Source organism: uncultured Pseudacidovorax sp., assembly GCF_913773995.1.
GTDB lineage: Bacteria > Pseudomonadota > Gammaproteobacteria > Burkholderiales > Burkholderiaceae_C > Xenophilus.
Genome location: NZ_CAJYES010000019.1, coordinates 1 through 13,717, shown reverse-complemented (window position 1 = coordinate 13,717; position 13,717 = coordinate 1). Strand labels below are relative to the sequence as shown.

The window sequence follows — 13,717 nt, the reverse complement described above, 5'->3', positions numbered from 1 at the left end:
GCATCAACTGCCCGGCCGGCTCCACGCCTCCTCGAAGAAGAAGTCCTTCCACGAGGCGGCCTGGTTGCGCAGCACGCCCAGCTTGAACAGCTCGTCGGCATAGACCTGGCTGCGCTGCGGCGAGACGGTGAAGTCGTTCTCCGGGTCCTCGACGATGCGCCGCACCAGGGCCGGGTCGAGCCGGGAGTTCTGCACGCGGATGAAGATGTCCGCCGCGGCGGCCTTGTCGGCCTTGACGAACTGCTCGGCCTCCACCAGCGCGTTGTAGAAGGCCTTGTAGACCAGGCGGTTCTCGTCGCGGTACTTCTGCGTGGTGTAGAGCACGTTGAAGGTCGCCGGCCCGCCTAGGGCCTGTTAGCGCTATGCAAGGGGATCGCGTTGCGTCGCAAAGGGGCTGGATGCAAGGCGCCTGCGCGCAGCAAGGCCGAGGCCTTGCAAGCGCTGGCAACGCCGCAGACGGCCCCTTCGCGGCGCAACCCGAAGGGAAGCGCATCACAGCCCGCCCCTCGGCGTTGCGCTCCTTGTGCGTGTGAACACACGCACGGCGTCGCGCGCCTTGATGGGCGGGCTGTGATGCGCTTCGCGACCCCTTGCATAGCGCTAACAGGCCCAAAATGTCGTAGCTGCTGATCACCTTGTGCACCGCCGGGTTGGCGGCCAGGGCCTGGTAGTAGAACGGCGCGCTGGAGAAATGCGTGTTGATCTCCGAGCCGCCCTTGATCAGCGCCGCCGTCGCATCCGGATGTGGCAGGCTGACCGAGATGTCGTCCAGGCGCTTGAAGTTCTCGCGGCCGAACACGCGCGCCGCCTCGATCTGCAGCACGCGCGACTGAAAGCCCACGCCGGCCGCAGGCACCGCGATGCGGTCCCTGGGGCCCAGGTCCTTCAGCGTGCGCACCTGCGGGTTGTTGCTCAGCAGGTAGTTGGGCAGCGCGCCCAGCGCGGCAACGGCCTTGACGTTCTGGCGGCCGCGCGTTCGGTCCCACATCGTGAGCATGGGCGGCACGCCGGCCGAGACGATGTCCAGCGAGCCGGCCAGCAGGGCCTCGTTCATGGCCGTGGCGCCAGAGATCGACGACCACTCCACCTCGACCACCGGCACACCCAGGGCCTTGGCGTGCTTCTCGATAAGCTTGCGGTCGCGCACCACGTCCAGCAGAAGGTAGCCGATGCCGAACTGCTGCGCGATGCGGATGCGCCCTTCGGCGCGGGCCGCCACTGCGCCCATGCCCAGGGCGGCAGCGGCGCCGGCCTTGAGAAGGTTCCTTCGATGAAGCGAGGTCATGTCAGTTGGATTGGGCATCGAGCACGTCGTCGAAGAAATAGTCCTTCACCGACTGCGGCTGGTTCTTGATGGCGCCCACGCGGTGCATGAACTGGCCCAGCGCCAGCGTGTTCTGCGGCTCGGTCTTGAACTGCACCTCGGGGTTCCTGATGATCTTCAGCAGCAGCGCGCGGTCGGTCTTGGCGCCGCTCACCTTCAGGTAGATGTCAGCCGCCTGCTCGGGCTGGCTGCGGATGAACTGGGCCGCCTCGTCCAGCGCGGCCACGAAGGCCTTGTAGGTCTTGGGGTTCTCGGCCCGGAATTTCTCGGTGGCGTACAGCACCGTGGCCGACGACGGCCCGCCCAGCACATCATAGGAATTGAGCACGATCCGGGCATTGGGATTGCCGGCCAGTTCCTGCTCCTGGAAGGGCGGGTTGCCGAAGTGGCCCGTGATCTCGGTGCCGCCCTTGATGATGGCCGCGGCGGCATCCGGATGCGGCAGCGCGACGCTGATCTTGTCGAGCCGCGCGAAGTCCTTGTCGCCCCACAGCTTGGCCGAGGCCAGTTGCAGCACGCGGGACTGCACCGACACGCCGACGGCCGGCAGCGCGATGCGGTCCTTGTCGGTGAAGTCGGCAATGGACTTCACGTTCGGGTTGTTGGTGACCAGGTAGTAGGGAAAGTTGCCCAGCGAAGCCACGCCCTTCACGTTCTGGCGCCCCTTGGTGCGGTCCCACAGCGTGAACAGCGGGCCGACGCCGGCGCCCGCGATGTCGATGCTGCCCGACAGCAGCGCGTCGTTGACGGCCGAGCCGCCCGACAGCTGCAGGAACTCGACCTTGGCGTCGATGCCCGCGGCCTTCGCGTGCTTCTCGATGAGCTTCTGCTCCTGCGCCACGTTCAGCAGCAGGTAGACGATGCCGAACTGCTGGGCGATGCGGATCTGGCCTTCGGCATGGGCGGCCAGCGAGGCGGTGACCAGGCCGGCGGCGGTGAGCAGCGCGGCCAGGCGGCGGGTGATGGGTTTCATGGGCTTCCTCTCCAGGATGTGGCGGACGGGCGCGGGACTTCTGCGGATGACGGACCTGTGGCCGTCTTTCCGTCCCTGTCGCCCGAGGGAGGCGGCCGCTGGGCCGCCTGGGATGATCAGAAGGGCTGGTCGCCCTCGATGGTGGTGCGGAACAGCTTGCGCGGCAGGTGGTCGGGCGTGCCTGCGGCCAGGTGCGTGACCGAGCGGTTGTCCCAGAACACCAGGTCGTGCGGCTGCCACTGGTGGCAGTACTGCAGCGCGGGCTGCGTGCTGTGCGCGAACAGCTCGGCCAGCAACGCCTGGCTCTCTGCCTCGGGCAGGTCCACGATGCGCGTGGTGAAGTGCTCGCTGACGAAGAGCGCCTTGCGGCCCGTCTCGGGGTGGGTGCGCACCACCGGATGCACCACGGGCCTGACCTCGTCGAGTTGTGCCGCCGTGAGGGCCGGACGCCACGGGCTGCGGGCGCGCAGCTCCTCGTACTTGGCCAGATAGCTGTGCTCGGCCTGCAGCGCGGCCACGCGGTCCTTCAGCGGCGCGGGCAGCGTCTCCCAGGCGGCATGCTGGTCGGCGAAGAGCGTGTCCCCGCCTTCGGCCGGAAGCACCTGCGCATGCAACAGGGAACCCAGGCTGGGCTTTTCCTTGTACGACAGGTCCGAGTGCCAGAAGTGGCCGGCATCGCCCAGTCCGATGGGCGCGCCGTTCTCCTTGATGTTGGAGACGATCAGCACTTCGGGATGGCCGGCGAGCTGGAACTTCTTCTGCACATGGATCTGCAGCGGCCCGAAGCGGCGGCTGAACGCCACATGCTGGGCCGGCGTGATGCGCTGGTCGCGGAACACGAGCACGGGGTGCGCCAAGTGCGCGCGGCGGATGCGGTCGAAGTCGTCGGCGAGCAGCGGCCGGCCGAGGTCGAGTCCCACCACCTCGGCGGCAAAGCTGCCGGGCAGCGGGCGGATGTCGAAGTCCTGCAGCAGGGAATGGGCGTCGTCGAGAAGGGCGTGGGCGGTCATGGCCAGGGCGTCGGGTCGGGGCCACCGGGCGGTGGCGATGGGCATGACTCTAGGGACGCACCTTCGATGCGGGAACGACAGAGTTCTCGCTTGCAAACAAGCGAATCATCTAAAGCGGAAAACGAATTTGCTTATGCGTAGATCGAGCAACAAGCGGCGTCGGTCCGATGCGAGCCTTCGGGCCCGCATTGCGTTGCTCGCTTTGCGCATAAGAACCTGAGAACTGCGCGTTTCCCAAGCAAGGCAGGCGGCCCAAGAATCCGCATCCCTTCCTTGCTGCGAGCGCCTGTTCCGACATGACTTTCCCGCTTCCCCTTTCCCGCCGTCGCCTGCTGCAGGTGGGCACTGCCGCTGCGGGCGGCGTGGCCTTCGCCGGCGCACCCGCCTTCGCCCAGTCCGCTTCGCGCGAGCTGCGCATCGGCAACCAGAAGGGCATCCTGAGCCTGCTCAAGGCCCGCGGCACGCTGGAGCAGCGGCTCGCGCCGCTGGGCGTCAAGGTGAGCTGGACCGAGTTCACGGCCGGCCCCGTGCAACTGGAGGCGCTGAATGTCGGCTCCATCGACTTCGGCGACGTGGGCGAAGCGCCGCCCATCTTTGCCCAGGCCGCAGGTGCGCCGCTGGCCTATGTGGCGGCCACGGTGCCGCGGCCCGCTTCGGAGGCCGTGCTCGTGCCCAAGGATTCGCCCATCCGCAGCGTGGCGGACCTCAAGGGCAAGCGCGTGGCCTACAACAAGGGCAGCAACGTCCACTACTTCCTGGTCAAGCTGCTCGAGAAGCATGGCCTGGCCTACGGCGACGTGCAGTCGGTCTTCCTGCCGCCGGCCGATGCGCGGGCGGCCTTCGAGAAGGGTTCCATCGACGCCTGGGTGATCTGGGACCCCTTCCTCGCCGCCGCCGAGAAGACGCTGGGCGGCCGCATCCTGGCCGATGCCACGGGCGTGGTGGGCAACCGGGCCTACTACTTCTCGTCCTTGCCCTATGCCGAGAAGAACCGTGACATCACCAAGGTGCTGATCGAAGAGATCTCCCGCATCGACAGCTGGGGCGCCGCTAACCGCGATGCCTTCTCGGGTGAGCTGGCGGCCATCTGGGGGCTGCCCAAGCCGGTGGTGGACACCACCTTCGCCCGGGTGCAGTTCGGCACCGGCCCCATCACCCGCGCCATCCTGGCCGAGCAGCAGCAGATCGCCGACACCTTCTACGCCCTCAAGCTCATTCCGAAGCCGATCAAGGTGCTGGAGGCCGCAGCCTCGGGCCTGGCGTGAGCGGCGAGTTGCCTGCCTCTCTGCCCGCGATGAGCACACCGGCACTGCACCTTCCCCTGCCGGCGCGTGCCGCGCCGGGACCTTCGGCCTGGCGCCAGCGGCTGAAGGCTTCAGCGTGGCGCCTGGCCGGCTGGCCCTTTCCGCTGGCGGTCCTGCTGCTTTGGTGGGTGGCGGCCGAGCGGGCCTGGGTGGCGCCGCAGGTGCTGCCGGCCCCGGCCGCGGTCTGGACCACGCTGGTCGACCTGGTGCGCACCGGCGAGCTGTGGCCGCACCTGGGCGTGAGCCTGGCCCGCGTGCTGGCCGGCTTTGCGGCCGGCACGGCCATCGGCCTGCCGCTGGGCGTGGCGATGGGCCTGTGGCCGCGCTTCAAGGATTACGTCTACCCCTTCTTCAAGGCCTTCAGCCAGATCCCGGTGCTGGGCTGGCTGCCGCTCTTGATGCTGCTGGTGGGCATCGACGAGACGCTCAAGGTGCTGCTGATCGCCAAGGCCGCGCTGGTGCCGGTGGCGCTCAACACCTTCAAGGGCATCCAGGGCGTGCCCACCCGCTACATCGAGGTGGCGCGCGTGCTGCGCTTCACCCGCTGGCAGCTGCTGTCCAAGGTGGTGTTCCCGGCGTCCTTCGCGCCCATCTGGAATGGCATCCGCTATGGCTTCACCCACGCCTGGCTGGCGCTGGTCGTGGTGGAGCTGCTGGCATCGAGCGAGGGCATCGGCTTCCTCATCGTCTATGGGCGGCAGCTGTTCCAGCTTGACGTGGTGTTGGCGGCCGTGGTGGTGGTCGGCGTGGTGGGCTTTGCGCTCGACCGGCTGCTGGCGGCTGTCGAGTCCCGCCTCACACGCTGGCGTCGCCCGGGGTTCTGAGCCATGAGTGCCTCGTCGAACAACCAGGACGCCACCGCGCGTGCCGACCGCCATCCCGTGCCAGCCGCATTGCGCGGCTGGGTGCTGCCCCTGGCGCTGCTGCTGCTCTGGTGGGCGGCGGTGCAGTTCCGCTGGATCGACTCGCCCTTGCTGGTGTCGCCCCAGGCCGTGTGGCAGCGCGCCGTCACCTACACCGCCAGCGGTGAACTGCGCGTGGCGCTGGGCGCCAGCCTGTGGCGCGACCTGGCCGGCTTCGCCATCGGCGCGAGCGGCGGGCTCGTCTTCGGACTGCTGCTGGGTCTGTCGCGGCCGGCCGAGCGGGCGCTGGGCCCCAGCTTCCACACGCTCAAGCAGATCTCGCTGTTCGCCTGGATTCCGCTGATCTCCGTGTGGTTCGGCCTGGGCGATGCGGCCAAGGTGGCCTTCCTGTCGCTGGCGGCCTTCTTCCCGGTGGTGCTCAACACCTACGAGGGCATCCGCAGCGTGCCGCGCGAGCTGGTGGAGGTGGCGCGGGTGCTGCGCTTCACCCGCTGGCAACTGCTGTGGCGGGTGGTGCTGCCGGGCGCGACGCCCTCGATCTTCGCGGGCATCCATCTGGCGCTCATCTATGCGTGGCTGGCCACGCTCGGCGCCGAGTACCTGCTCGTCTCGGGCCAGGGCATCGGCAACACCATGATCGACGGCCGCGAGCATTTCAAGATGGACCTGGTGCTCTTCGGCGTGGTGGTGGTCGGGCTGGTCGGCTTTGCGCTGAACTGGATCGCCACCCGCATCGAGCGGCGCCTGCTGGCCTGGCGCGGGCAGTCCGTGGCGCGCTTCCAGTGACGGCGTGACGGCCCCGCTCCCTTTCCTCTTCTTCGATCCGGGTTCCCCATGAGCCATTCCGATGCCGGCACGCTGGCCATCCGCCATCTCTCCAAGCAGTACGAGGTCGAGGGCCGGCCGCTGCCCGTGCTGCAGGACATCTCGCTGGACATCGCGCCCGGCGAATTCGTCAGCATCGTCGGCACCAGCGGCTGCGGCAAGTCCACGCTGCTGCGGCTCATCGTGGGGCTGGAGGCCGGCTTCGACGGCGAGCTGCTGCTGGACGGCCGGCCCATCGCCGGCACCGGGCTGGAGCGCGGCATCGTGTTCCAGGAGCACCGGCTCTTTCCCTGGCTCACGGTGCAGGACAACGTGGCGCTGGGCCTGATCAACGCCCCGCTCACCGAATCGCAGAAGGCGCGGCAGGTGGCCGACCACATCGCCCTGGTGGGCCTGCGCGGCTTCGAGCGCGCCTGGCCGCACCAGCTGTCGGGCGGCATGTCGCAGCGCGTGGCCATTGCGCGCGCCCTGGTCAGCCGGCCCGAGGTGCTGCTGCTGGACGAGCCCTTCGGCGCGCTCGACGCCATGACCCGCGCCCACCTGCAGCAGGAGCTGCAGCGCATCTGGCAGGCCGAGGGCATCACCACCGTACTGGTCACGCACGACGTGGAAGAGGCCGTCTTCCTCGGCGACCGCGTGGTGGTGATGGCGCCGCGGCCCGGGCGCATCCAGCGCGTGGTGCCGGTGCCGCTGGCCCATCCGCGGCGTCGCGCGGACCTGGCCTTCGTGCAGATCAAGGACGCCGTGCTGGCCGAGTTCGCCGCCTCGGCCGAGGCCGCGCCCGACGCGGCCCTGGCTGCCTGATCGATTTCCTTCACCCTCCAGGAGAGGTCCATGTCCGTCCAGAAATTTCCCGTCCGCATCGAGCCCATCGACATCGCCGGCCGCTACCGCCACATTCGGCCGCAGCCGCAGCAGCCCAACTTCGCGGCGCGCATCGAGGGCGTGGACCTGACGCAGCCCATCGGCCCCGAGGTGCGCGCCGAGCTGCAGCAGGCGCTGCTGGACTTCGAGGTGCTGTTCTTCCCGGCCCAGCCGCTCACGCCCGAGCAGCATGTGGCACTGGCCGCGGTCTTCGGCGAGCTGGCGCCCGGCGCCTTCTTCCCGCGCAAGGACGGCCATCCCTTCGTCGAGGTGATCGAGTTCGACGAAAAGCGTCCGCCCGAGATCAACATCTGGCACAGCGACCTCACCTGGCTGCCGCAGCCGCCCAACGGCACGGTGATCCAGATCACCGAGCTGCCGGCCCAGGGTGGCAATACCGCCTGGGCCAGCCTGAGCAAGGCCTTCGCCGCCCTGTCGCCCGGCCTGCAGGCCTACCTCGAAGGCCTGACGGCCACCCACACCTGGGAGATCAGCGGCTGGCGCCAGGCGCTCGAGAAGTACGCCGGCCTGCAGGGCCTGACCGATGCGCTGCGCAAGTACCCGCCGGTGTCGCGGCCGGTGGTGCAGATGCATCCCGAATCAGGCCGCAAGGTGCTGTTCGTCAACGAGAACTTCACCCAGCACATCGATGGCGTGCACTTCCGCGAGGGCCGCGGGCTGCTCGAATTCCTGCGCGAATGGATCGTGCAGCCCGAGTTCGTCTACCAGCACAAGTGGGAGCCCCACGGCATCGCCGTGTGGGACAACCGCAGCACCCAGCACTACGCCCTGACCGACTACTGGCCGCACCGCCGGGTGACGCAGCGCGTGACCTTCAATGCCTTCGGCAGCGCGCCCACCACGCAGACCACCCGCGCCGCCGTGGTCGACGAGGCCACGGCCACCGCCTGAGCGTCCGCCGCTCCTTCCTTCCTCATCGCTCCCACAGATCGCATCCGCATGACCACTGCCTTCCTCCGCCGCCGCCGACTCGTGGCCGCCGGCGCCCTCGCCGTCGCCGCCACGGCGCTGTCCTTCGCCCATGCCCAGAACGCGGCACTGCCCAAGGTCATCCGCCTGGCCGCGCCCGAGCAGGGCAGCCAGGGCAAGTCCTTTGCCGGTGCCGGCCCGGTGTCCCTGGCCTATGCGGCCAAGGCCATCGAGGCGGAATTCGCCAAGGACGGCGTGCAGGTCGAATGGAAGTTCTTCAAGGGCGCCGGCCCGGCCATCAACGAAGGCATCGCCACGGGCCAGCTCGACGTGGTCTTCCTGGGCGACCTGGCGGCCGTCATCGGCCGTGCCAGCGGACTCAAGACCCGGCTGGTGGCCGCCTCCGGCCGCGGCGCCAACAGCTACCTGGCCACGGCGCTGGGCAGCAACATCCAGGGCTTCAAGGACCTCAAGGGCAAGCGGGTGGCCGTGCTGCGCGGCACCGCCTACCAGCTGCCCTTCGACCGGCTGCTCAAGGCCGAGGGCCTGACCGAGAAGGACGTGCGCTTCACCAACCTCGACTGGCCCACCTCCAAGGCGGCCCTGGTGAGCAAGGACATCGACGCCACCTTCGGCGGCTCGGACCTGCAGCTGCTCAAGCTGGCGGGCACGGCCGACATCCCGGTCAGCACCAAGGGCCGCGGCGACCTGTACGCCATCCATTCGACCGTGATCGCCACGGACGCCTTCGCCACCCAGCATCCCGAGGCGCTGACCCGCATCGTCAAGGTGCTGGTGCAGCAGGCCCATGCGGCCAGCAGCGGCGCCATCGCCCGCGACGCGCTGTTCCAGCGCTTCGCCGACATCAGCGGGCTGCCGGTGCAGCTCTTCTCGAGCGAGTTCGAGGGCACCGACGTCAAGTCCCGCTATTCGCCGCTGCTGGACGAAGGCTACGTGGCCCACTTCGACGACGTGATCGAGGGCGCCAAGGCCGCCGGCATCGTGCGCCAGAGCTTCGACCCCAAGACCTGGGCCGATGCGCGCTTCGTCAACCAGGCGCTCAAGGAGCTCAAGCTCGAAGGCTTCTGGACGTCCACCAGCGCGGCCAGTGCGCGCGCTGCCACGACCGCCTCCCGATGAGCCGCGCCGCGCCCAACATCCTGTTCATCCTGGCCGACGACCTGGGCTGGGCCGACCTCGGCGTCTATGGCGCCACCGACTTCGCCACGCCCCACCTGGACGCCCTGGCCGGCGAGGGCGTGCGCTTCACCCAGGCCTATGCCAACTCGGCCGTGTGCTCGGCGACGCGCTTCGCGCTGATCACGGGGCGCTACCAGTACCGGCTGCGCGGCGGGCTGGAAGAGCCCATCGCGCGCAGCGGCCATGTGCATGGCCTGCCGCCCGAGCATCCCACGCTGCCCTCGCTGCTCAAGGACCAGGGCTACGACACCGCGCTCATCGGCAAGTGGCACCTGGGCCACCCGCCGGCCTTCGGGCCGCTGCGCAGCGGCTACGACCGCTTCTTCGGCAACCTGGGCGGCGCAGTGGACTACTTCACCCACAAGCCGGGCGTCGGCGCTGCCGTGCCGCGCGACCTGTGGGAGGGCGAGGTGCCGGTCGAGCGCGTGGGCTACTACACCCAGGTGCTGGCCGACGAGGCCGAGGCCTATGTGCGCGGCCGGGCCGGCCAGGCGCGGCCCTTCTTCCTGTCGCTGCACTTCACCGCCCCGCACTGGCCCTGGGAAGGACCGGGCGACGAGGCGGCCGCGCGCGAGCTGCGCGACCTGTTCCACTACGACGGCGGCAGCCTGCGCAAGTACGGCGAGATCGTCGAGGCGCTGGACGCCGCCATCGGCCAGGTGCTGGCGGCGCTGGCGCAGACGGGCCAGGCGCGCGACACGATCGTCGTCTTCACCAGCGACAACGGCGGCGAGCGCTTCTCCAAGACCTGGCCGCTGGTGGGCCAGAAGACCGAGCTGCTCGAAGGCGGCCTGCGCGTGCCCACGCTCTTGCGCTGGCCGGCCCGCATCGCGCCGCAGGTGCAGGAGCAGGTGGCCATCACCGCCGACTGGCTGCCGACCCTGCTGGCCGCCGCCGGCGGTGCGCCGCATCCCGACTATCCGAGCGACGGCGAGAACCTGCTGCCCGTGCTCGAAGGGCAGGCGCCCGTGCACCCGCGCACGCTGTACTGGCGCTACAAGGCGCAGGCCCAGCGCGCCGTGCGCGACGGCGACTGGAAGTACCTCAAGATCAACGACAACGAGTTCCTGTTCGATGTGGTGGCCGATCCACGCGAGCGCGCCAACCTGCGCGAGCGCCAGCCCGAGGTGTTCGCACGGCTGCGCCAGCAGTGGCTGGACTGGAACGAGGGTTTCCTGCCGATTACCGACGAGGTGTTCACTCATGGCGTGACGCCCGACGTGCAGGCGGACCGCTACGTGCCGGAGCGGGCCACGCGGGCGCTGTGAGCGGCGCCAAAACCCATTGACCGTTGTCGGGCGCGGATGCTGTTCAATTAAAATTGAACATATCGAGGTATATGTGAAACAATAATTGCATGTCTCAGCGTGCAGCCGCCCTCGATACCCTGCCCGGCGTGGTGGCCGGCGCGCTGTCGCGCCTGGGGCGCGACCTGGCCGTCGCACGCAAGCGCCGCAAGCAGTCCCTGCGGGCCTGGGCCGCCCGGCTCGACGTGTCGGTGCCCACGCTCATGAAGATGGAGGCGGGCGATCCGGCTGTCTCCATGGGTGTCTATGCGACGGCCCTGTGGATGATCCAGCGGCACGGCGCGCTGGCGGCACTGGCCTCGCCCGCCGAAGACCTGGCCGCGCTGGAGGCCGATGTCCAGGCGGCGCAGGCCCGTGGGGAACGCCATGGCTGAGGCCGCGGCCTATGTGCCGCAGAGCCGTCTTTCGCTCTGGATGCTGGCTGACCCCGCGGCGCCGCGCCATGTGGGCGACGTCGTGCTCGCCGACACGGGCCGTGCGGTGGGCCTGCGCTACGGTGCGGATTGGCGGGCCACCGGCTTCGCGCTCAGCGAGGACCTGCCGCTGGTCGACGAGTTCTTCCTGCCGCCGGGCGGCGAGGGCGCCGCGGGCGCACTCGAGGACGCACGCCCCGACCGCTGGGGCGAGCGCGTCATCCGCCGTTTCGAGCGCTCGCCGCGACTGTCGATTCTGGAGATGCTGCTGTTCGCCGGCGACGACCGCTACGGGGCGCTGGGCGTTTCCACCCAGCCCGACGCCTACGTGCCCTGGCGCACCGGGCCCATGCCCCACCTGGGCGACCTCGAGCGCATGGGCGAGGTGGTGCGCAAGGTCCTGGCCAACGAGCCCGTGGGCGAGATCGAGGCGAGGCTGCTGCGTCCGGGCGTGTCGCTCGGCGGCGCCCGTCCCAAGTCGCTCGTCGCCATCGATGGCGAACCCTGGCTGGTCAAGTTCGGCGAAGGCGAGGACGAGGACACACCGCTGATCGAGCACGCCACCATGACGCTGGCCCGACGGTGCGGCATCAACACGGCCGCGACCCGCGCCCTGCCGCTGCGGGACGGCCATGCGGTGGCGGTGCGCCGTTTCGACCGCGAGGCCGGCGGGCGGCGACGCCATGCGATGTCGGCCCATGTGGCGTTGCGCGCCGCCAGCGAAGACCTGGGCTATCCGCAGTTCGCACAGCTGATGCGCCGCCTGTGTCGCGCCGATGCCATCGCGATCCAGCAGGTGCAGCTGTTCCGTCGCATGGTGTTCAACATCCTCATGGACAACACCGACGACCATGAAAAGAACCATGCGCTGCTGCGCGAGGAGGATGGCAGCTGGACCCTGGCGCCCGCCTTCGACGTGGTGCCCAGCGCGTCGGGTCTGTCGGTCCAGGCCATGGCGGTGGGCAGCGAGGGCCATGCCTCCACGCTGGACAACGCGCTGACGCAGTGCCGCGCATTCGGCCTGCGGCGGCCGGAGGCGCGGCGCATCGTGCAGGAGATCTGCCTCGCAGTGAACGACTGGCAGGCGCACTTCGAAGGGCAGGGCGTCTCGCCGCGCGATCGGGACATGCTGGCTCAGTACCTCGACGGCGAGCGTCTGGGGGGCCAGCGGCGGGCCTTCGCGCGAGGGGGCTGACGACGCGGGGTGGCAATGCGCGAGCCCCCCTCTCCCCAAGCCCTCTCCCGCGAGGGGGAGAGGGGCTCGAGGTGCGCCCCAGGGACTGGCGGCAACGCTCAGAACGCCGGGATCAGCGCGCCCTTGAAGGTCGTCTCGATGTACTGCCTGACTTCGGCCGACTGGTAGGCCGCGACCAGCTTCTTCGCCCAGGGCTTGTCCTTGTCGGCGCGGCGCACCGCGATCAGGTTGGCGTAGGGACTCTGCGGCGATTCCTTGATGACCGCGTCGCGCACGAAGGACAGGCCCGCCTTCTCGGCATAGTCGTTGTTGATCGAGGCGAGGGTCAGGTCGTCCAGCGAGCGCGGCAGCTGCGCGGCGTCCAGCGGCACCAGCTTGAGCTTCTTGGGGTTGGCGGTCACGTCCAGCGGCGTGGCGGTGTTGTTCTTGACCGCCTCGGGCTTGAGCGTGAGCAGGCCGGCGGACTGCAGCAGCAGCAGCGCGCGGTTACCGTTGGACGGGTCGTTCTGGATGCCCACCGAGGCGCCCTCGGGCAACTCCTGCACCGACTTGATCCTGCGCGAGTAGAAGCCCAGCGGCGCGGTGATCGTCAGGCCGACGGGCACGATGTCGTAGCCGCGGGACTTGATCTGGTTGTCCAGGAAGGGCTGGTGCTGGAAGGCGTTGGCATCGAGGTCGCCGGCGGCCAGTGCCGCATTGGGCAGCTGGTAGTCGCTGAACACCACCACCTGCACGTCGAGGCCGTCACGGGCCGCAACCTTCTTGACCACTTCAAAGATCTTCTCGGCGTTGCCGATCGAGATGCCGACCTTGATGGCCGCCTTGTCCTGGGCATGGGCGGCAGGCACGAGGGCGCCGAGGGAGAGGAGCGAGAGCGCGGCGATGGCGGCACGGCGGCGGAGGAAGAGAGGCATGAAGCAGTGGAAAGCAGAGTGTGCGAACACGGGGTCGCCACTTTGCTTCGCGTCGCGCCCGGCACCAACGAATCAAAACGCATGTCGATAGCCGCCGCGCGCATGGCGGCTGCCGGCTACTCCACGTCGATGCGCACCCCGCTTTCCACCAGCGCGCGCAGCTTGCGCGACTCCCCGTCCAGGAAGCTGGCGAACTGCTGCGGCGTGCCGGGGGACAGCTGCAGGCCCGTTTCGGCAATCGCGGCGCGTACACCCGGATCGTCGAGCGCGCGCCGGATGTCGGTGTTGATCTTCAGCGTCAGCGCGTCCGGCACGCCCGAAGGCAGCAGCATGCCGTACCAGGTGGCATAGAGCAGATCCACGCCCTGTTCGCGGAAGGTGGGCACGTCGGGCGCGGCCGGGTGGCGCTGCGGTGCCGCTATGGCGATGGCCCGCAGTTGGCCTGCGCGGGCCAGCGGCATGGACGAGGTACCGTCGAAGATGCCGTCCACGACGCCGGCGATGACGTCGTTCTTCGCCGGTGCCGCACCGCGGTAGGCCACGTGGGTGATGCGCGTGTTCAATGCCCGGGCGAAGAGCTCCAGCGCGATGTGGG

At 69.4% G+C, this 13,717-nt stretch carries 14 protein-coding genes and 1 pseudogene; 9 read left to right on the top strand and 6 right to left on the bottom strand.

Annotated elements, in window-relative coordinates:
- Positions 1–3: 3 nt before the first annotated feature.
- The 4 genes and pseudogenes from QZ772_RS01830 to QZ772_RS01815 all read right to left on the bottom strand — a co-directional run bounded on the left by QZ772_RS01830 (position 4) and on the right by QZ772_RS01815 (position 3,307).
- A complete protein-coding gene (locus QZ772_RS01830; protein ID WP_366510519.1) occupies positions 4–324 on the bottom strand; it encodes a hypothetical protein in 321 nt (106 codons plus the stop codon).
- 283 nt (positions 325–607) lie between these two features.
- Positions 608–1,228: pseudogene (locus QZ772_RS01825) on the bottom strand (sulfonate ABC transporter substrate-binding protein); the annotation flags it as partial.
- A 58-nt stretch (positions 1,229–1,286) separates the two neighbouring features.
- A complete protein-coding gene (locus tag QZ772_RS01820; RefSeq protein WP_295522477.1) occupies positions 1,287–2,297 on the bottom strand; it encodes an ABC transporter substrate-binding protein in 1,011 nt (336 codons plus the stop codon).
- Between the two features lie 116 nt (positions 2,298–2,413).
- Entirely contained in the window at positions 2,414–3,307 is an 894-nt protein-coding gene (locus tag QZ772_RS01815; protein ID WP_295522475.1) for a TauD/TfdA family dioxygenase, read from the bottom strand.
- A gap of 296 nt (positions 3,308–3,603) precedes the next feature.
- On the opposite strand from QZ772_RS01815, the gene QZ772_RS01810 reads away from it, so the two are divergent.
- From QZ772_RS01810 to QZ772_RS01770, 9 genes are all read left to right on the top strand, one after another.
- Entirely contained in the window at positions 3,604–4,572 is a 969-nt protein-coding gene (locus tag QZ772_RS01810) for a sulfonate ABC transporter substrate-binding protein (RefSeq protein ID WP_295522472.1), read from the top strand.
- 29 nt (positions 4,573–4,601) lie between these two features.
- Positions 4,602–5,435: an ABC transporter permease gene (locus QZ772_RS01805; protein ID WP_295522470.1), complete on the top strand. Its 834-nt coding sequence runs from the start codon at positions 4,602–4,604 to the stop codon at positions 5,433–5,435.
- A 3-nt stretch (positions 5,436–5,438) separates the two neighbouring features.
- Positions 5,439–6,260, top strand: coding sequence for an ABC transporter permease (locus tag QZ772_RS01800; RefSeq protein ID WP_295522468.1), 822 nt, complete (start codon positions 5,439–5,441; stop codon positions 6,258–6,260).
- A gap of 48 nt (positions 6,261–6,308) precedes the next feature.
- Positions 6,309–7,103 (top strand): ABC transporter ATP-binding protein, encoded by a 795-nt coding sequence (locus QZ772_RS01795; RefSeq protein WP_295522466.1) that lies wholly within the window; start codon positions 6,309–6,311, stop codon positions 7,101–7,103.
- Positions 7,104–7,133: 30 nt separating this feature from the next.
- Positions 7,134–8,075, top strand: a complete 942-nt coding sequence (locus QZ772_RS01790) for a TauD/TfdA family dioxygenase (protein ID WP_295522463.1) — start codon at positions 7,134–7,136, stop codon at positions 8,073–8,075.
- Between the two features lie 48 nt (positions 8,076–8,123).
- Positions 8,124–9,233, top strand: a complete 1,110-nt coding sequence (locus QZ772_RS01785; RefSeq protein ID WP_295522461.1) for an ABC transporter substrate-binding protein — start codon at positions 8,124–8,126, stop codon at positions 9,231–9,233.
- Complete coding sequence (locus tag QZ772_RS01780; protein ID WP_295522459.1) at positions 9,230–10,561, top strand: sulfatase-like hydrolase/transferase; 1,332 nt, start codon at positions 9,230–9,232, stop codon at positions 10,559–10,561. The genes QZ772_RS01785 and QZ772_RS01780 overlap by 4 nt, the downstream gene beginning before the upstream one ends.
- A gap of 89 nt (positions 10,562–10,650) precedes the next feature.
- A complete protein-coding gene (locus tag QZ772_RS01775) occupies positions 10,651–10,974 on the top strand; it encodes an XRE family transcriptional regulator (protein WP_295522457.1) in 324 nt (107 codons plus the stop codon).
- Complete coding sequence (locus tag QZ772_RS01770; protein ID WP_295522455.1) at positions 10,967–12,208, top strand: type II toxin-antitoxin system HipA family toxin; 1,242 nt, start codon at positions 10,967–10,969, stop codon at positions 12,206–12,208. Before QZ772_RS01775 ends, QZ772_RS01770 begins: the two co-directional genes overlap by 8 nt.
- 98 nt (positions 12,209–12,306) lie before the next feature.
- Here the strand turns inward: QZ772_RS01770 and QZ772_RS01765 are convergent, their stop codons facing one another.
- Both QZ772_RS01765 and QZ772_RS01760 read right to left on the bottom strand, forming a co-directional pair.
- Positions 12,307–13,122, bottom strand: a complete 816-nt coding sequence (locus QZ772_RS01765; RefSeq protein ID WP_295522453.1) for a MetQ/NlpA family ABC transporter substrate-binding protein — start codon at positions 13,120–13,122, stop codon at positions 12,307–12,309.
- Positions 13,123–13,238: 116 nt separating this feature from the next.
- Positions 13,239–13,717, bottom strand: a 479-nt coding sequence (locus QZ772_RS01760; RefSeq protein WP_295522451.1) for a tripartite tricarboxylate transporter substrate-binding protein, incomplete at its 5' end; no start/stop codon positions are given.